This is a genomic window from Kineococcus terrestris (assembly GCF_041020755.1).
Lineage (GTDB): Bacteria > Actinomycetota > Actinomycetes > Actinomycetales > Kineococcaceae > Kineococcus > Kineococcus terrestris.
The window spans coordinates 154,546-171,269 of the sequence record NZ_JBEUEI010000003.1 but is presented as its reverse complement, the minus strand read 5'-3'; the positions used below and the strand labels follow the sequence as shown (position 1 = coordinate 171,269).

Sequence of the window (16,724 nt, the reverse complement as noted above, 5' to 3'; positions counted from 1 at the left end):
AGCCCCGGAGGGACCACGTGGAGATCGCCGCCGACACGCTGCAGAAGGCCCTGAGGATCAACCTGGACCCCCGCTGGTACGGGACCATCGCCGAGATCGGCGCGGGCCAGGAGGTCGCGCGCTGGTTCTTCCGCGCCGGCGGCGCCGCCGGGACCGTGGCCAAGTCGATGTCGGCGTACGACATGGCCGTCAGCGACGCCGTGTACGGCAAGTCCGACCGGTACGTGTCCCTGGGTCGCCTGCAGGCGATGCTCCAGCACGAGCTGTCCCTGAACGTCGAGCGCCTCAGCGACGCGCGCGGCGACGACACCTGCTTCTTCGCCTTCGCCGACACCGTGGTGGCCCGCAGCTACCGCGGCGGCAACGAGTGCCACGGCTGGATGGGCGTGCGGTTCCAGGCCCACCCGCACGACGAGCCCAGCCAGATCGTGCTGCACGTGCGGATGCTCGACGACGACGCGGGCCTGCAGCAGGAGGCCCTGGGCATCGTCGGGGTGAACCTGCTGCACGCGGCGTTCTTCGAGCGCCACGAGCCCGACCAGGTGGTGGCCAGCCTGCTGGACAAGCTGTCCACCGGGCGCATCGAGATCGACCTCATCCAGTTCCGGGGCATCGAGTTCCGGCACGTGGACAACCGGGTCATGGCGCTGCAGCTGGTGCAGCTGGGCCTGTCGGGCGTGGCGATGTTCGGCCCCGACGGGGAGGTGCTGCAGCCGTCGGAGGCCCTGCGCAAGCACGCCGTCCTCGTCGAGCGCGGCAGCTTCCGCCCGCCGACGGTCGTCAACGTCGACATGCTCTCCTCGGCCGAGGAGAAGTTCCGGCAGCAGGACGTGGGCGACGTCCCCGTCCTGCCCCTGTGCGAGCTGACGATGCGCAACCTGCGCGCGTCCGGCGACACGGTGGACCGCCGCGACTTCCTGGCACGCGCCGACCTGCTCGGCGCGTGCGGCATGACGACCCTCATCACGGACTACTACGAGTACAACCGCCTGGCGGACTACCTGCAGCAGCGCACCAAGGAGCGCATCGGCATCGTCATGGGCGTGCCGAGCCTGGTGAACCTCTTCGACGAGGAGAACCACGCGCACATGCGCGGCGGCATCCTGGAGAGCTTCGGCCGGCTGTTCAAGAACGACCTGAAGCTGTTCGTGTACCCCATGCAGGACCAGGGCACCGGCGAGACGGTCACGGTGGAGGACCTGGAGGTCTCCCCCGACCTGCAGCCGCTGTTCGACTACCTGGCCCGCCGCGGCAGCTTCGTGCACCTGGACAACTACCGGCCCGAGTACCTGCCGATCCTCAGCCGGGACGTGCTGCGCCGCATCGCCGCCGGGGACGAGAGCTGGGAGTCGATGGTGCCCGAGGAGGTCGCCTCCACCATCGTCAAGCGGGGTTTCTTCGGCTACAAGCGCCGCACCGACTGACCGGCGCGGCCGTCAGCGCGGGGGCAGCGGCAGGGCGGCGGCCGGCACGGGGCGGCCGAACAGCCAGCCCTGCGCGCGGTCGCAGCCCATCTCGCGCAGGGTGCGCGCCTGCAGCTCGGTCTCCACCCCCTCGGCGGTGACGACCATCCCGTGCGCGTGGGCCAGCGCGATGAGCGCCTCGACGACGGCGTCGGCGCGCGCGGACTGCCCCAGCGGCCGCACGAACGACATGTCGATCTTCAGGAAGCTCAGGGGGAAGCGGTCCAGGTAGGACAGCGAGGAGTACCCCGTGCCGAAGTCGTCGAGGCCGACGCGGGCGCCGACGCTGCGCAGCTCCCCCAGGCTGGCGCGGGTGGCCGTCGACAGGTCGATGAGGGTGCGCTCGGTGACCTCGGCCAGCAGCGAGGAGCCGGCGGCGCCGGTGGCCTCGACGCTGTGGGCGAGGCGGTGGGCGAACGCGGGGTGCTCCAGCGTCTTGCCGGAGACGTTGAAGCTGACCTGCAGCCCGACGCCCTCGCGCCGCCACTCGCGCAGCTGGCGCAGCACCTCGCCGAGCACCCAGGTGTCCACGTCGACGATGAGGCCGGTGTCCTCGGCGGTGTCGACGAAGGTGGCCGGCTGCAGGACGCCCTCGACGGGGTCGTGCAGGCGCACGAGCGCCTCGGCGGCCACGAGCCGCTCGTCGCGCAGGTCGACGATGGGCTGCCACACCACGCGCAGGCCGTCGGTGCGCAGCGCGCGGCGCACGCGGTGCTCGGCCTGGCGGCGCGACTCGGCGTCCTCGCGCATGACGCGGTCGTAGACGGCGACGCGGTCGCGGCCGGCGTCCTTGGCCCGGTAGAGGGCCATGTCGGCGCTGCGGAACAGCTCGTCGCTGCTGCCCTCGTGCCCGACGGCGACCCCGGCGGAGCTGGTGCACACGAAGGGCTCGGCCAGCCCCGGCAGGGCGATGGGCGCGCGCAGCCGGCGCAGCAGGCTCTGCGCGACGACGGGCACCGCCTCGGGGCGGTCGACCCCGGGGACCATGAGCACGAACTCGTCGCCGCCCAGGCGGGCCAGGGTGGCGCCGGTGGGGGCGGCCTCCTCCAGCCGCGCGGCGACCTGGCGCAGCAGGGCGTCGCCGACCTGGTGGCCCAGGGTGTCGTTGACGAGCTTGAAGCGGTCCAGGTCCAGCAGGACGAGGGCGACGGCGCTCCCGGGCCCGGCGTGCTCGAGGGCCTCGGCCAGCCGGGCGTCCAGGACGGCGCGGTTGGCCAGGCCGGTCAGCGCGTCGCACTGGGCCAGGCGCACCAGCTCGCCGGTGGTGCGGTCGGAGCCGTCCGCGTCCAGCACGAGGCCGCGCACGGTGGCGCCCCCGGCGCCCAGGGGAACGCTGACGCCGATGAAGGTGCGCTCGGCGCCGTCGGGGCAGCGCACGCGGAACGGGTAGGGCGCCGAGCGCCCGAGGTGCCCGGCGGGGTGGCCGGCGGGGTCCTCGACACCGGTGAAGGGGGCGCGGTCCTCCGGGTGGACCCACTCGCGCCAGGTCTCCAGGGCGACGTCGGGCCCGGTGGCGGCCAGGCCGACCATCTGCCGCATCCGCTCGTCGAGCCGGACGACGCCGCCGGCGGGGTCCCACGTCCAGGACCCCAGCCCGGCCAGGTGCACCGAACCGCCGAGGAGGGCCTGCGTGCACTCCAGCTCGCGGGCGAGGTCGCGGGCCTCGGCGGCCGAGCGCAGCGCCCGCCAGCAGGCGCCCGCGACGGCGACCAGGGCGCTGAGGGCAGCCGCGGCGTCCGGGGCGTCGGGCGCGCTCCAGACGGCCAGGCGCGGGCTGGACGCCTCGCCCGGCAGGAGGTCGAGGACGGCCGCGGGCCCCTGGCGGACCAGGTCGGCGCCGGGGAAGCGGCGGCCGGGGACGAGCAGGAGGTCGCCGCGGGCGGCCAGGACCTCCAGCTCGCGCTCGCGGGAGCGGGCGACGGGCTCGACGAGCAGGACCCTGCGGTACCCGGCCCGCTGCACCTCGGCGACGAGGAGGTCGGCGAGCGCGGCGGGCTCGGCGCAGGCCGTGAGGCGCTGGTGCGCGGACGCCGCCGCGCCGGTGGTCCCGGTCGCGCCGGGGGTCCCGGGACCGCCCGCGCCGGGGGTGGTCGCCGTGCGCGGCTGCGCCGCCGCGGCGAGCACCCGTGCTGCGGCCGCCGTCGTCCTGCTCACCGCTCGCCCCCGTCCACCACCGACCCGTGGAACTACTCAACGTCATTGACTGTAACGCCCCGTGCAGGGTCTGCGGTACCCGATCGTCGATGGTTGCCGGTGGCACTTAGCCTGGCTAAGGAGTAGCGTGGCCGGGTGACCACCTCCACCAGCGACCTCCCGGCGGCCCCCGGTGGCGCCGCGGCGGGTGCGGACGTGGGGGCGCTCGCCGCCGACGTGCGCGTCGCCGTGCTGCGCACCGCCCGCCGCCTGCGCGCCACCAAGAGCGACGACGAGCTGTCCGACGCGCAGTTCTCCGTCCTGGCCCACCTGCACACGCACGGCCCGCGCACCCCCGGCGAGCTCGCCGAGGCCGAGCACGTGCGCGCCCCCTCGATGACCCGGACGCTGGCCGCCCTGGAGGGCGCCGGGCTGCTCGAGCGCACCGCCCACCCCACCGACCGGCGCCAGGTGCTCGTGAGCGCCAGCGCCGCCGGCCGCGCCACCGTGGAGGCCACCCGCGCGGCCCGCACGGCCTGGCTGACCGCGCGGCTGCAGCACCTGTCCCCCGCCGAGCGGGAGGTGCTGGCCGAGGCCGCGCGCCTGCTGCGCGAGGTGGTCGCGCCCGCGTGAACCAGACCTTCCGCTCCCTGCGCCACCGCGACTACCGCCTGTGGGCCTCCGGCGCGATCGTCAGCAACACCGGCACGTGGATGCAGCGCGTGGCGCAGGACTGGCTCGTCATCACGGTCCTGACGAACGGCTCGGGCACCGCCGGCGGCATCACCACCGGCCTGCAGTTCGGGCCGATCCTGCTGCTGGCACCGCTGGCCGGCACCATCGCCGACCGCTTCCCCAAGCGCCGCACGCTGATGCTCACGCAGAGCGCGATGGCGCTGCTGGCCGCCGCCCTCGGCGCGCTCGTCGTCTCCGGCGCCGCGCAGCTGTGGCACGTGTACGTGTTCGCCCTCCTGCTGGGCGTCGCCTCCGCGATCGACGGGCCGGTGCGCCAGACGTTCGTCAGCCAGCTCGTCCCGCGCGAGGACCTGTCCAACGCGGTCGGGCTGAACTCGGCCTCCTTCAACGCCGCCCGCCTGCTCGGGCCCGCCGCGGCCGGCCTGCTCATCGCCTGGATCGGCACCGGGCCGGTGTTCCTCGTCAACGCCGCCACCTTCGCGGCGCCGCTGCTGTGCCTGGCGCTCATGCGCCCGGCGGAGGTGCCCGCCGAGGAACGGCCCGGGCGCGGGGCCGGGCGCATGCGCGAAGGCGTGCGCTACGTGCTGGCCCGCCCGGACCTCGTCGCGGTGTTCGCCCTCGTCGGCGTCGTGGGCACCTTCGGGCTGAACTTCCAGCTCACCAGCGTCCTGATGACCGGGGTGAAGTTCGAGCGCGACGCGGCCGCGGCCGGGTTCGCCAGCACCGTGCTGGCCGTCGGCTCGCTGGCCGGGGCGCTGCTGGCCGCGCGCCGCGAACTGCCCCGCTACCGCCTGGTGTTCGGCGCGGCCGCCGCCTTCGGCGTCACGGCCACCGTCGCCGCCCTCATGCCCACCTACGAGCTGTACCTGCTCGTCCTGCCGTTCATGGGCCTGGCCTCGCTGACGCTCATGACGTCGGCCAACGCGACGGTGCAGATGAGCACCGAGCCGGCGGTGCGCGGGCGGGTCGTGGCGATCTACATGGCGCTGTTCCAGGGCGGCACCGTCGTCGGCGGGCCGTTCGTGGGCTGGATGGGCACCCGCTTCGGCGCCGAGTGGTCGATCCTGGCCGGCTCGGTGCCCTCCCTGCTCGTCGCCGTCCTGGCCGCGGCGTACTTCGCCCGCCACGCCCGCGTGCGGGTGCGCTACCGGCTGCGCGAGCGCCCCCACCTGACCGTCGTGCCCGCCGCCGGCCGCGACGAGCGGGACGCCGCGGCCGCCTGAGCGGGCGTCCGGGCGACGCCCCGGGCGGCGTCCCGAGCGGCGTCCCGGGAGCCCCGCGGGCGGGGGGGAGGATGGGGCGGTGCCCGTGTCCGACCTCACCGCCGCCCTCGCCGACGTGCGCGCCCTGCTGCTGGCCCCCGACGACCTCGTGCGGGCCGTGGCCGCCGGGCGCCGCCGCGGCGTCGAGCCGCCCGCCGCCGAGCGCGTCGAGGTGCGCCCCGTCGCCCTGCGCGCGGGCCCGCACCTGCAGCTCGTCTCGCGCACCGGACCGGTCGTCAGCACCGTCAACGCCCCGCTGGGCGAGCGCGCCGCGGCCGCCGTGGACGACCTGCTGGCGCAGCCGTTCGGCAACTTCCACGTCGAGACGTCCTCGCAGGTACTGCAGCTGCGCGTCACCAAGCGCGGCGAGGCGCAGGTGCACCGCTCGGCCACCAGCCGCCGCGCCGTGCAGGCCGGCCCGCAGGCGCACGACCGCACCAAGCAGCGGCTCGTCGACCCCGACGACCCGCTGTTCCGCGTGCTCGGCGCCGGCGGGGACAAGCGCCGCCAGGTCGACGCGTTCGTGCGCCAGCTGGCCCCGCTGGCCCCGCGCGCGCTGGACGCGGCCGCCGGTCGCGAGCTGCGCGCCGTCGACCTGGGCTGCGGCAACGCCTACCTGACCTTCGCCGCGCACCGCTGGCTGGCCGGGCGGGCCGGGGAGGACGGCGCGGCGCTGCGCACCGTGGGCGTGGACGTGCGCCCCGACGTCGTCGAGCGCAGCGAGCGCCTGGCCGGCGAGGCGGGGCTGGCGGGGCTGTCCTTCGCCGTCGGCTCCATCGTCGACGCCGACCCCTTCGACGGCGCGGCGCCCGACGTGGTCCTGGCGCTGCACGCCTGCGACACCGCCACCGACGACGCCCTGGCGCGAGCGGTGCGCTGGGGCTCCCCCGTCGTCCTGGCCGCGCCCTGCTGCCACCGCGACGTGCAGCGGCAGATCGCCGGGGCGCGCGCCGGCGACGGGCTCGGCGGTGGACGCGGGGGCGCGGGCGAGCCGCTGGTGCGGCACCCGATCCTGCGCGAGCGGTTCGCCGACGTGCTCACCGACGCGCTGCGCGCGCTGGTGCTGCAGGTCCTCGGCTACCGCGTGGAGGTCGTGGAGTTCGTCGACTCCCGGCACACCCCGCGCAACGCGCTGCTGCGGGCGGTGCGCACCGGCGGCCCGCGCCCGGAGCACCTGGCGGAGCTGGACGCGCTGCGCGCGCAGTGGGGCGTCGAGCCCGTGCTGGCGCGCCGGCTGGCGCCGCAGCTGGACGCCGTGCGCGCGCTCGCCTGACCCTGCTCGCCCGTGTCAGCCCGGCAGCCGGTCCCGCGCGGCGGCCAGCGCCTGCCGCTCCAGGGCGGCGAGGTCCACGAGCAGGTCCGCGGCTCCGTGCAGGCGGTCGCTGAGGGCGTCCACGCCCGGGGACAGCACCGTCAGCTCCCCGCGCTCGGCCAGGTCGGCGAAGATCCCGTCGTTGCTGACGACGAGGACCTCCACCGGCCCGGGCACGGCCTCCGCGGCGGCCAGCAGCGCGTGGTCGGCGACGTCGGCGCCGTCGGCCACGGCCAGCGCGCGGGCGGCGAACTCCGCCAGCCACGGGCGGGCCCGCGCCACCGCCCCCACCTGCCCGGCCAGGGCGACGTGGTCGGCCTGGCGGGCCAGCTCGACGACCAGCTCCATGCGCGCGCGCAGGCGGCCGCGCTCGGCGCGCAGGTTGTCCAGGTCGACCAGCAGCACCCGCGTCACCCCGCTGCCGGACCACACGGGGTACTCGCGCACCAGCGAGCGCAGGGCCGGGCCCAGGACGCTCGGCTCCGGCTCGGGTTCCGGCGCCGGAGCCGGCTCGGCGGGCAGGTCGGCGAGCCGGACCCACTCGTAGTCGTCCCGCTCACCGCGTCCGCCGCCCAGTCCCACGCGGGGATCGTCCCAGCAGCCGGCGCGGGACGCTCAGCGCGGTCGCGTCAGGCGGCGCTGTAGGTCAGGCAGCGGGTCTCGCCGCCCACGTCGCCGACCTCGACGGCCTGCGCGTGGCAGGTCAGGTCCTCGTTGTGGACGCAGTCGGCGAGCTGGCAGGCGCCCACGTGCCCCTCGGGGGCGGTGCGGTGCTTGGTGGGGATGCCCAGGAACGTCGCGCAGTGGTTCTGCCCGTGGTCGCCGACCGTGATGGCCGGGGCGTGGCAGCTCACGTCGGCGTTGAAGGTGCAGCCGCTGACGGAGCACTGGTGGATGGGGGTGAGGTCCAGGTTCACGGTCGCCATGCGTTCCACGGTATGGACGCGGGGCATTCCCCGCCACCGTCCCGGGCATTTCCGGAAAAGGTAGGGAAGGCGCGCCTCACCCTTTCCCGTGAATCAGGTCAGCCTTTCCTCAGCCCGCCCGCAGCGCCCCCGCGACGTGGTCCACGCACGCCAGCAGGGCCCGCACGTCGTCCGGGTCGACGGCCGGGAACAGCCCGAACCGCAGCTGGTTGCGGCCCAGGCTGCGGTACGGGAAGACGTCCACGACCCCGTGCCGGCGCAGCACCTCCTGCACGGCGCCGGCGTCCACCGAGGCGTCCAGGTCGACGGTGGCCACGACCGCCGAGCGCGCGGCCTCCTCGGCCACGAAGGGGGTGGCGTAGTCGCTGGCCTCGGCCCAGGAGTAGACGGCCCCGGCCGACTCCGCGCAGCGGGCGGTGGCCCAGTCCAGCCCGCCGTTGCCCAGCAGCCAGTCCACCTGCTCGGCCAGCAGCACGAGGGTGGCGATGGCCGGGGTGTTGTACGTCTGGTCGCGGCGGGAGTTGTCCACCGCGGTGGCCAGGTCCAGCGAGGCGGGCACCCAGCGGCCGCTGCGCGACAGCTCCGCCACCCGCTCCAGCGCCGCCGGCGACAGCAGCGCCACCCACAGGCCGCCGTCGGCGGCGAACGCCTTCTGCGGGGCGAAGTAGTAGGCGTCGGCCTGCGCGACGTCCACGGGCAGGCCGCCGGCGCCGGAGGTGGCGTCGACGAGCACGAGCGGGCCGCCGTCGGCGGGACCGGGCCCGTCGGGCCGGCGCACCGGCGCGGCCACGCCCGTGGAGGTCTCGTTGTGCGGCCAGGCGACGGCGTCGACGCCCTCCGCGACCGCGCCCAGCCGCGGCAGCGTGCCCGGCTCCCCGCGCACCACGACCGGCTCGGCCAGGAACGGCGCCGCGGCCGCCGCGGCGGCGAACTTGGCGGAGAACTCCCCCAGCACCAGGTGCTGGGAGCGCTCGCGCACCAGGCACAGGGTCGCCACGTCCCAGAAGGCGGTGCTGCCGCCGTTGCCGAGGACCACCTCGTACCCCTCCGGCAGCGAGAACAGCTGCGCCAGCCCCTCCCGCACCCGGCGCACCAGCGACTTCACGGGCGCCTGGCGGTGCGAGGTGCCCAGCACCGCGCGGCCGGCGCGCGCCAGGGCGTCGACCTGCTCGGGGCGCACCTTGCTGGGCCCGGAGCCGAAGCGGCCGTCGGCGGGCAGCAGGTCGGCGGGGATCGTGGTGTCGGCGCTCACGCGGGCGATCCTGCCGCACCCGCCGCCGGGGGCTCGACGCCCGGACCGCCGCGACCGCCCCCGCCGGTCGCGCGGGCCTACGCTGCCGCGCGTGGCGGGCCGGGACGCTCCAGCGTGGCCGCCGGAGGACGAGGTGCCGCTGGCGCTGCCGTTCACCGGCCCGTGGCGGGTGCGCAACAGCCCGGCCCGGCGGGTGCCCAGCCACGGCACCGACCTGTTCGGCACCCGGTACGCGGTCGACTTCGTGGGCGTGGACGCCCGCGGCCGCGACGCCGCGCACCGGGACTGGCGCACGGCGCTGGCCACCGAGCCGCCGCAGCGCTTCGCCGCCTTCGGCCGGCCCGTCCTCGCCCCCGCGGCGGGTGTCGTCGTCGCGGTGCACGACGGCGAGGTGGACCACGGCGCGCGCCGCTCGCCGCTGACGCTGCTGGCCTACGCGGCGACCCAGGCGGGCCGGGTGCGCGCCGGGACGGCTGCGGTGGCGGGCAACCACGTCGTGCTGCGCCTGCCGGACGGGCGGGCCCACGTGGTCCTCGTCCACCTGCGCCGCGGGTCGGTGCGGGTGGTCCCCGGCCAGGAGGTGGTCGCGGGGCAGCAGCTGGGCGAGTGCGGCAACTCCGGCAACTCCACCCAGCCGCACGTGCACCTGCAGGTGGCCGACGGCCCGGACCCGTGGACGGCGCGCGCCCTGCCGGTGGTGTTCACCGGCTACCGGGAGCGGCTGCGCGGGGCGGAGCGGGTGCGGGTGCGGGGCGTCCCGGCGGAGGACTCGGTGGTGGAGCCGCTCGCCGCGGGTGACCGGGGCGGCTGAGCGGCCGGCTCAGGCGCGGGCGGGCCAGGGCATGCGCGCGGCCAGGCGGTGCCCGCCGGCGTGCGGGCCGTGCTCGAGCCGGCCCCCCGCCAGGTCGAGGCGCTCGGCCAGCCCGACCAGCCCCAGCCCGGAGCCGGGCGGCGCCCCGGCCGGGTCGGCGGGCGCGGGGCCGTCCTGCGCGTCGACGACCTCCACCACCAGCTCCCCGCCCGGCGCGCCCGCGACGGTGACGACGACGCCGTGGCCGGGGGCGTGCTTGCGGGCGTTCGTCAGCCCCTCCTGCACGGCGCGGTAGGCGGTGCGCCCCTGCAGGGCGGGCGGGACGGCGCCGTCGGGCAGGTCGGTGCGCAGCTCGACCCGGGTGCCGCCGGCGCGCGCCTCCGCCACCAGGGCGGGCAGGTCGGCCAGCACCGGCTGCGCGCGCCCGGCGGGGGCCACGTCACCGGCGCGCAGCACGCCCAGCACGCCGCGCAGGTCCTCCAGCGCCTCGTGGGTGCCCGCCCGCACGACGCCCGCCGCGCGGGCCAGGTCCTCGCGCCCCTCGCCGGCGGCCACCTCCAGGGCCCCCGCGTGCATGCTGACCAGGGACAGCCGGTGCGCCAGGACGTCGTGCATCTCACGGGCGATGCGGGCGCGCTCGGCGTCGCGGGCCCGCTCCACGCGCAGCGCGTGCTCGCGCCGCTCGCGCTCGGCCTGCTCGCGCAGCGAGGCGACGAGCTGGTGGCGGGTGCGCGCGTTCGTGCCCCAGGCCACGACGGGCAGCACGAGCAGCGGCGTCAGGAGCGCCACCGCCCACAGCGGGACGACCGGGTCCGGCCACAGCAGCGCCTGCGCGACGGCGGCGGCCACGGTGCCCGCGGCGACCGCCGCCACGACCGGCCAGCGGCGGCGCACCGCCACCGAGAACAGCGCCACGACGGCCGCCGCGCCCGCGACGGTCGACAGTACCGACAGCGCCGTGAGCCCCGCGGCGACCGCGACGGGCCGGCGGCGGCGGGCCAGCAGGGCCAGGGTCGCGGGCCCCCCGAGCAGCACGTCCAGCGCGAGGACCGCGTCGCCGCGGGTGCGCGGGCCCAGCTCGGGGTCCAGCTCGACGCCGACGAGGACCAGCCCGGCCACCCAGACCGCCAGCACCAGGCCCAGGTCGCCCAGCACCCGCAGCGCCCGGCGCGCCCGCCGGGCCCGCCGGGCGGCGCGCTCCGGGCGACCACCGGCACCGTCCGGGGCCGCCGCCGCGCCGGGGTCCTCCGGCCGCCGGTCCCGCGGGCCGTCGGCCGTCACCTGCTCCAGCGCGCTGCTCACCGGTGCAGGTTAGGCGTGACTACCCTGCCGGTGTGGACGATCCCTACGACCTGCAGCGCTTCGTCGACGCGCAGGACGCCGGCGGTCACGAGGCCGCCGTCGCCGAGCTGCGCGCGGGGCGCAAGCGCAGCCACTGGATGTGGTTCGTGTTCCCGCAGGTGACCGGCCTGGGCCGCTCGGCCACCGCGGTGGAGTTCTCGATCGCCGACCTGGACGAGGCCCGCGCCTACCTGGCGCACCCCGTCCTGGGGCCGCGGCTGCGCGGGTGCGCCCGGCTCGCGGCGGGCGCGGCCACCGGCGACCCGGAGGAGCTGCTGGGGCCGACGGACGCGCTCAAGCTGCGCTCGTCGATGACGCTGTTCGCCGCCGCCGACCCGGGCGAGCCGGTGTTCGAGCAGGTGCTGCAGAAGTTCTACGGCGGCCGGCGGGACCCGCTCACCGAGCGGGCGCTCGCCGACCGCGCCTGACGCGGCCGGCGGGCGCTGCCCCGCGGCGGGCTACTCGCCGTCGCCGCCCGTGTCGCCGTCGCCCTCACCGGTGATGTCGACGTCCGAGGCGTCGGTGCTGTCCGGGTCGTCGGAGGTGGTGTCGGGCGTGGTGTCGTCCGCCGCCTCGGCCTCCTCGGCGAAACCGGTGTCGTTGCCGTATCCGGGTTCCGTGGGCGCCTCGGCGGCGCGCGCGGTCCCGGGTTCCTGGCCTGGCTGCGTGGTCACGCGGTTCCTCCTCGATCGACGGTCGTGCAGGTCCCCACCGGACCACCGCGGCGCACCGCCCGCAAGGCGGGGAGCAGCGGGGCGGGCAGCGCGCTCACGGGCGGAACACCGCCCGCAGGCACCCGTCCTCCTTCTCCTTGAAGATGCGGTACCCCTCCACGGCGTCCTCCAGCGGCATCTCGTGCGTGGCCAGGAACGTCGTGTCCAGCTCCCCGGCGGCCACGTGCTCCAGCAGCCGCGGCACGTACCGCTGCCCGTGCTGCTGCGCCGAGCGCAGCGTCAGCCCCTTGTTGAGCACCAGGCCCATCGGGAAGGAGTCGGTCAGCCCGTACACGCCGAGCACGGCGACGACACCGCCCTTGCGGCAGGCCATCACTGCCTCGCGCAGCGGGGTGGCGCGGTCGGTCTCCAGCCGCAGCGCCTGCTTGGCGCGGTCGACGACCTGCTGCACGCCCGTGCCGTGCCCCTCCATGCCGACGGCCTCGATCACCGCGTCGGGCCCGCGCCCGCCCGTGGTGTCGCGCAGCACCTCCTGCACGCTGTCGACGGCCGTGTAGTCGATCGTCTCGGCGCCCACGTGCGCGCGGGCCGCCTCCAGCCGCTCGGGCAGCCGGTCCACGACGATCACGCGCCCGGCGCCCATGAGGCGGGCGCTGGCCGCGGCCATCAGCCCCACCCCGCCGGCGCCGAAGACCGCGACGGTGTCCCCGGGCGAGATGTCGCAGAAGTCCGCGCCCATGTACCCGGTGGGCACGGCGTCGGAGCAGAACAGCGCGGCGACGTCGCCGACGCCCTCGGGCACCGGGAAGCAGTTCACGTCGCCGAAGGGGACGCGCACGTACTCCGCGTGCGAGCCGGCGTACCCGCCGAAGGGGTGCGTGTAGCCGTAGATGCCGCCGCTGGGGTACCCGAGCAGCGGCTGCTGCGCGGCCGCGTTGGGGTTCGTCGTGTCGCACAGCGACCACATGTCGTGCCGGCAGTAGAAGCACTCGCCGCAGCCGATGAAGGAGGGCACGACGACGCGCTCGCCGACGCGGGTGCGCTCCACCTCGGGGCCGACCTCGACGACCTCGCCCGTGAACTCGTGGCCGATGACGTCGCCGGAGCGCATCCCCGGCAGGTAGCCGTCGACGAAGTGCAGGTCGGAACCGCACGTCGTGGTCGCGCGCACCCGCAGCACGACGTCGTGCGGGTTGAGGACGCGGGGGTCGTCGACGGTCTCGACCGACAGGTCGTTCACGCCGTTCCAGCACAGGGCTCGCACGCCGGTCTCCTGGTTCCCGCGCTCAGCGCGACGCGGCGCGGTGCGCCGGCTGGGGGTCGATGGTCGGGATCTCGCCGGTGACGAGGAGGGCGCGCAGCCGGTACAGCAGCGTGAACGCGGCCGCGCCGGCGGCCAGGTCGCCGACGGGGGCCCGCACGCGCAGGCGCACCTCGGTGCCCAGGTCGGCCGGGGCGGGCGCGGTGCCCACCTCCAGCAGGACGGTGCCCGCGGACAGGCCCTCGGCGTCCCGGGTCGTGGTGTGCCGCACCGCGTCCGGCTGCTCCTCGGCGCGGGTGGCGACCTCGCGCCCGCCCAGCGTCCAGACCAGCGCGCCGTCGGCGGCGTCCTGGCGCACCCCGCCGAGCTCGCCCAGCAGGCGCGAGAGCACGTGCGGGTCGCGGCAGGCGGCCAGCACGTCGCCGGCCGGCCGGCCGATCGTCATCACCTGCTGACCGCTGCTCGCGCCGTCCGCACCCAGCACCGCACCCGCGGTGCCCGGGAGCACCTTGCCCGCCGCGGCGCGCACCCCGCGCACCGCCGCACCGGCCACCGCACCCACGTCCACGTCGACTCCGTCCGCCGTCGGTCGTCCTCGCGGCGGACTGCTCCACCGCGGGCGACGCTACGACCGGCCGCGCCGCGCGGCACCTCGGCGCCGCCGCCCCCGACCGGCCCGCGCCGCCGCGGCCGATGAGTCCGGCGGCCCACCCGGGTCCACCGACCACGAGCACCAGCAGCACCTCGCCCCCTCCCCCACCGCACCCGACCCCGACGGAGACCCGACCACCGTGGACACCACCGCTCCCGGCCTCGCCGCCCTCACCGTGTTCGTCGAGGACCTCGACGCCGTCGCCGCCTTCCACCGCGACGTGCTGCAGCTGCCGCAGGTGTTCGCCGACGAGGTGTCCCGCGTGTTCGACCTGGGCGGGACGCTGCTGAACGTGCTCGCGGTCGGGGCGGCCGGCGAGCTCGTCGCCCCCGCGGCCGCCGCACCCGCGGGCGGGCCGGCGCAGGTCCTGCTCAGCCTGTTCGTCGAGGACGTGGACGCCACCTGCGCGCAGCTGCGCGCGCGGGGCGCGACACTGCTCAACGGCCCCGTCGACCGTCCCTGGGGCAAGCGCACCGCCGCCTTCGCAGACCCCTCCGGCACCGTGTGGGAGGTCGCGCAGGACCTGGCGCCCCGCGGCGGCCCGACGGCCGGTCCGGGCTGAGGGACGCCCCGCGGGACGCGCGCCTACCCTGTCGCCGTGGAGGATCCAGCGCAGCGGCGCGTCGACTACGGCGAGCGCGACTTCGACGTCGCCGACCTCGCGCCCACCCCGCTGGAGCAGTTCTCCCGCTGGTACTCGCAGGTGGCCGAGCCGGGCGCGGCGGTCGGCGAGGTGAACGCCATGACGGTGTCCACGGCCGGGCCGGACGGGGTGTCCTCGCGCACGGTGCTGCTCAAGGGCGTCGACGGGCGGGGTTTCGTCTTCTACACCAACCAGCGCTCGCGCAAGGCGTCCGCGATCGCCGCCGACCCGCGGGTGGCGCTGCTGTTCTGCTGGCACGGCCCGCACCGGCAGGTCGCCGTGCGCGGGACGGCGTCGGTGCTGCCGCGCGCGGAGACGGAGGCGTACTTCGCCTCCCGCCCCTACGGCTCGCGGATCGGGGCGTGGGCCAGCGAGCAGTCGCGGCCGATCGCCTCGGCGCGCGAGCTGCACGAGCGCGAGGCGCAGCTGCGCCGGCGCTGGCCGGACACCGGCTCGGCGGACGACGTGCCGGCCCCGCCGCACTGGGGCGGCTACCTCGTCGCCGCCCGCGAGGTGGAGTTCTGGCAGGGGCGCACCTCCCGGCTGCACGACCGCCTCGTCCACGTCAGCCTCGACGGCGGGCCCGCCCGGCTGGACGAGGCCGGCGCCTGGCGCGTCGAGCGGCGCCAGCCGTGAGCGCGGCGAGCCCGTCCGGCGGGGACGCGGCGCACGCGCCGCTGCTGGGCCGGATGGCGCAGGAGGGCGAGACGGCGCTGGCGGTGCTGACGGTCGCCGGGACCGCCGCCGCGCTGGGCGGGGCGGGCGCGCTGGCGGTCAGCGCGCAGCGGCTGTGGCTGGCGCAGCCGCAGCTGCTGGGCGGCCCCGCCGTCGCGTCCGTGCCGGTCGCCTCCGTCGGCGACGTGCGCGCGCGGCCGGTGCGGTTCCCCCGCGGCGCCCAGCGCCTGGAGGTCGTGGTCGACGGCCGGCCGCTGCGGTTCACCACCCGCGCCGAGCCGGGCGCGGTGGACGAGTTCGTCCGGGCCCTCGAGGCCGCGCGCGGGCGCTGACCGCCCCGCGCGCGGGCCGGATCAGCGGGCGGCGTCGGCCGCCTCGTGCTGGCGCCAGGCCCGCAGCGCCAGCAGCAGGACGGCGGCCTGCTCCGGCACCGTGACGTCCAGACCCGTGCACTCGGCGGTGCGCCGCAACCGGTTCAGGACGGTGTTGCGGTGGCAGTACAGCTGCCCGGCCGCCGCGGCCACCGACCCGGTCGCGGCGTAGGCGTCCACGGCCTCCAGCAGCCGCGCTCGCTCGGGCGGCGCCAGCAGCACCAGGTCGGCCAGCACGTCGCGGGCCACGTCCTCGCGCACGGCGCCCAGCTGGTGCGCGGCCACGTCGAGCGCCGCCTCCGCCGGGCGGCGCGGGCCCGCCGACCCGGGGCCCAGGCAAGCCGCGACCCGCTCGGCCACCCGCACGGCGCGCGGGGCGCGCGCCACCCCGGCCGCCAGCGGCCCCACCCCGCACGCCACCTCGCGCAGCGCCGCCGGCACCACGGGGCGCCCGGGGCCCTGCAGCGGCCACGTCCCCCGCCGCCGGCTGCCCAGGACGACGAGGGCCCCGCGCCACTCGTGCACGTGCAGCCCCTCGGCGCGGGCGCGGCGCACGAGCGCGGCACCGTCCGCAGCGCTGTCCGCGGTGCGCGCGGGCAGGACGGCGACGAAGACGTCGTCGGTGCGGGCGGCGCCCAGCACGGTGGCGGCCCGGCCGACGAGCTCGTCGTCCTCCCCGTCGGAGTCCAGCAGGGCCTCGACGATGCGCCGGCGGTCCCGGTCGCGCTCGTACGCCAGCGCCGTGGCCGCCTCGTGGTACCCGGTCTGCACGTCGGCCGAGTGCTCCTCGACCGCCTGCCACAGCTCCACCGGCAGCTGCACGGCCGTCACGAGGGCGTCCGCGGGCAGGCGGTCCGCCAGCTCCTCCCACACCACCCGGAAGTGCAGCCGGGTGCCGGTGACCACGGCCGCCAGGGGCACGTCGATCCCCGCCCGGTGCCGGCCGACGTCGCGGGAGAGCTCCACGAGGCGCTCGGGCACGGGCAGCTGCACGAGCCGGCGCAGGACCCGCTCGTAGGTGGCGACGGCGTCGGCGACCAGCCGGGCGCGCTCGACGGCGCCGTCGGAGTACGGGACCACCTGCACCAGCGCGGCGACGAACCGCTCGGCGAGCTCGTCGACCTCCCCGAGCAGCTCCAGCAGGACCGACCGGACGGCCGCGGTTTCGGCCACGTTTCCCGGGTTGTGCACCTGCACACCGTACGCGGCGGGAACCGCGCGGCGACGGCATTGCCCGCCCCCGGCGGCGACG

At 77.2% G+C, this 16,724-nt stretch carries 18 protein-coding genes; 9 read left to right on the top strand and 9 right to left on the bottom strand.

Features of this window, described 5'->3' with window-relative positions; genetic code table 11:
* The first annotated feature begins 17 nt into the window (after positions 1–17).
* Positions 18–1,424, top strand: coding sequence for a TonB-dependent receptor (locus AB8M62_RS03440; RefSeq protein ID WP_369052405.1), 1,407 nt, complete (start codon positions 18–20; stop codon positions 1,422–1,424).
* Positions 1,425–1,436: 12 nt separating this feature from the next.
* Here AB8M62_RS03440 and AB8M62_RS03435 read toward each other — a convergent pair whose 3' ends face one another.
* Complete coding sequence (locus AB8M62_RS03435; protein ID WP_369052406.1) at positions 1,437–3,617, bottom strand: putative bifunctional diguanylate cyclase/phosphodiesterase; 2,181 nt, start codon at positions 3,615–3,617, stop codon at positions 1,437–1,439.
* Between the two features lie 135 nt (positions 3,618–3,752).
* Here AB8M62_RS03435 and AB8M62_RS03430 point away from each other — a divergent pair, with 135 nt between their 5' ends.
* From AB8M62_RS03430 to AB8M62_RS03420, 3 genes are all read left to right on the top strand, one after another.
* On the top strand, positions 3,753–4,229 hold the full coding sequence (locus AB8M62_RS03430) for a MarR family winged helix-turn-helix transcriptional regulator (RefSeq protein WP_369052407.1): 477 nt from the start codon (positions 3,753–3,755) through the stop codon (positions 4,227–4,229).
* A complete protein-coding gene (locus AB8M62_RS03425; RefSeq protein WP_369068644.1) occupies positions 4,226–5,515 on the top strand; it encodes an MFS transporter in 1,290 nt (429 codons plus the stop codon). Before AB8M62_RS03430 ends, AB8M62_RS03425 begins: the two co-directional genes overlap by 4 nt.
* Before the next feature lie 79 nt (positions 5,516–5,594).
* Positions 5,595–6,827, top strand: a complete 1,233-nt coding sequence (locus tag AB8M62_RS03420; protein WP_369052409.1) for a class I SAM-dependent methyltransferase — start codon at positions 5,595–5,597, stop codon at positions 6,825–6,827.
* A gap of 15 nt (positions 6,828–6,842) precedes the next feature.
* Here AB8M62_RS03420 and AB8M62_RS03415 read toward each other — a convergent pair whose 3' ends face one another.
* The 3 genes from AB8M62_RS03415 to serC all read right to left on the bottom strand — a co-directional run bounded on the left by AB8M62_RS03415 (position 6,843) and on the right by serC (position 9,053).
* The gene (locus AB8M62_RS03415) at positions 6,843–7,448 is read right to left on the bottom strand and encodes a hypothetical protein (protein ID WP_369052410.1); all 606 of its coding nucleotides are present in this window, start codon (positions 7,446–7,448) and stop codon (positions 6,843–6,845) included.
* A gap of 47 nt (positions 7,449–7,495) precedes the next feature.
* Complete coding sequence (locus AB8M62_RS03410; protein WP_369052411.1) at positions 7,496–7,792, bottom strand: DUF1540 domain-containing protein; 297 nt, start codon at positions 7,790–7,792, stop codon at positions 7,496–7,498.
* A gap of 109 nt (positions 7,793–7,901) precedes the next feature.
* Positions 7,902–9,053 (bottom strand): phosphoserine transaminase, encoded by a 1,152-nt coding sequence (gene serC / locus AB8M62_RS03405; protein WP_369052560.1) that lies wholly within the window; start codon positions 9,051–9,053, stop codon positions 7,902–7,904.
* Between the two features lie 82 nt (positions 9,054–9,135).
* Here serC and AB8M62_RS03400 point away from each other — a divergent pair, with 82 nt between their 5' ends.
* Complete coding sequence (locus tag AB8M62_RS03400; RefSeq protein ID WP_369052412.1) at positions 9,136–9,855, top strand: M23 family metallopeptidase; 720 nt, start codon at positions 9,136–9,138, stop codon at positions 9,853–9,855.
* A gap of 9 nt (positions 9,856–9,864) precedes the next feature.
* On the opposite strand, the gene AB8M62_RS03395 is transcribed toward AB8M62_RS03400, so the two are convergent.
* Positions 9,865–11,157 (bottom strand): sensor histidine kinase, encoded by a 1,293-nt coding sequence (locus AB8M62_RS03395; protein ID WP_369052413.1) that lies wholly within the window; start codon positions 11,155–11,157, stop codon positions 9,865–9,867.
* Between the two features lie 32 nt (positions 11,158–11,189).
* On the opposite strand from AB8M62_RS03395, the gene AB8M62_RS03390 reads away from it, so the two are divergent.
* Positions 11,190–11,624 (top strand): DUF1810 domain-containing protein, encoded by a 435-nt coding sequence (locus AB8M62_RS03390; protein WP_369052414.1) that lies wholly within the window; start codon positions 11,190–11,192, stop codon positions 11,622–11,624.
* 30 nt (positions 11,625–11,654) lie between these two features.
* Here AB8M62_RS03390 and AB8M62_RS03385 read toward each other — a convergent pair whose 3' ends face one another.
* The 3 genes from AB8M62_RS03385 to AB8M62_RS03375 form a co-directional block, all read right to left on the bottom strand.
* Positions 11,655–11,870, bottom strand: a complete 216-nt coding sequence (locus tag AB8M62_RS03385; RefSeq protein WP_369052415.1) for a hypothetical protein — start codon at positions 11,868–11,870, stop codon at positions 11,655–11,657.
* Between the two features lie 94 nt (positions 11,871–11,964).
* Positions 11,965–13,134 (bottom strand): zinc-dependent alcohol dehydrogenase, encoded by a 1,170-nt coding sequence (locus tag AB8M62_RS03380; RefSeq protein ID WP_369052416.1) that lies wholly within the window; start codon positions 13,132–13,134, stop codon positions 11,965–11,967.
* Between the two features lie 22 nt (positions 13,135–13,156).
* Positions 13,157–13,699, bottom strand: a complete 543-nt coding sequence (locus AB8M62_RS03375) for a hypothetical protein (RefSeq protein ID WP_369052417.1) — start codon at positions 13,697–13,699, stop codon at positions 13,157–13,159.
* A 223-nt stretch (positions 13,700–13,922) separates the two neighbouring features.
* Between AB8M62_RS03375 and AB8M62_RS03370 the strand changes: the two genes are divergently transcribed.
* Genes AB8M62_RS03370 through AB8M62_RS03360 form a run of 3 tightly spaced genes read left to right on the top strand, consistent with a single transcriptional unit; the run spans position 13,923 to position 15,433 of the window.
* Positions 13,923–14,345 (top strand): VOC family protein, encoded by a 423-nt coding sequence (locus AB8M62_RS03370; protein WP_369052418.1) that lies wholly within the window; start codon positions 13,923–13,925, stop codon positions 14,343–14,345.
* Positions 14,346–14,381: 36 nt separating this feature from the next.
* A complete protein-coding gene (gene pdxH / locus AB8M62_RS03365; protein WP_369052419.1) occupies positions 14,382–15,062 on the top strand; it encodes a pyridoxamine 5'-phosphate oxidase in 681 nt (226 codons plus the stop codon).
* On the top strand, positions 15,059–15,433 hold the full coding sequence (locus tag AB8M62_RS03360; RefSeq protein WP_369052420.1) for a hypothetical protein: 375 nt from the start codon (positions 15,059–15,061) through the stop codon (positions 15,431–15,433). Before pdxH ends, AB8M62_RS03360 begins: the two co-directional genes overlap by 4 nt.
* A 21-nt stretch (positions 15,434–15,454) precedes the next feature.
* On the opposite strand, the gene AB8M62_RS03355 is transcribed toward AB8M62_RS03360, so the two are convergent.
* Positions 15,455–16,663 (bottom strand): helix-turn-helix domain-containing protein, encoded by a 1,209-nt coding sequence (locus AB8M62_RS03355; protein WP_369068643.1) that lies wholly within the window; start codon positions 16,661–16,663, stop codon positions 15,455–15,457.
* Positions 16,664–16,724: the final 61 nt, after the last annotated feature.

Excerpts from the sequence above, each read along its gene's own strand:
- AB8M62_RS03410 (WP_369052411.1), bottom strand. The coding sequence starts at position 7,792 with ATGGCGACCGTGAACCTGGACCTCACCCCCATCCACCAGTGCTCCGTC.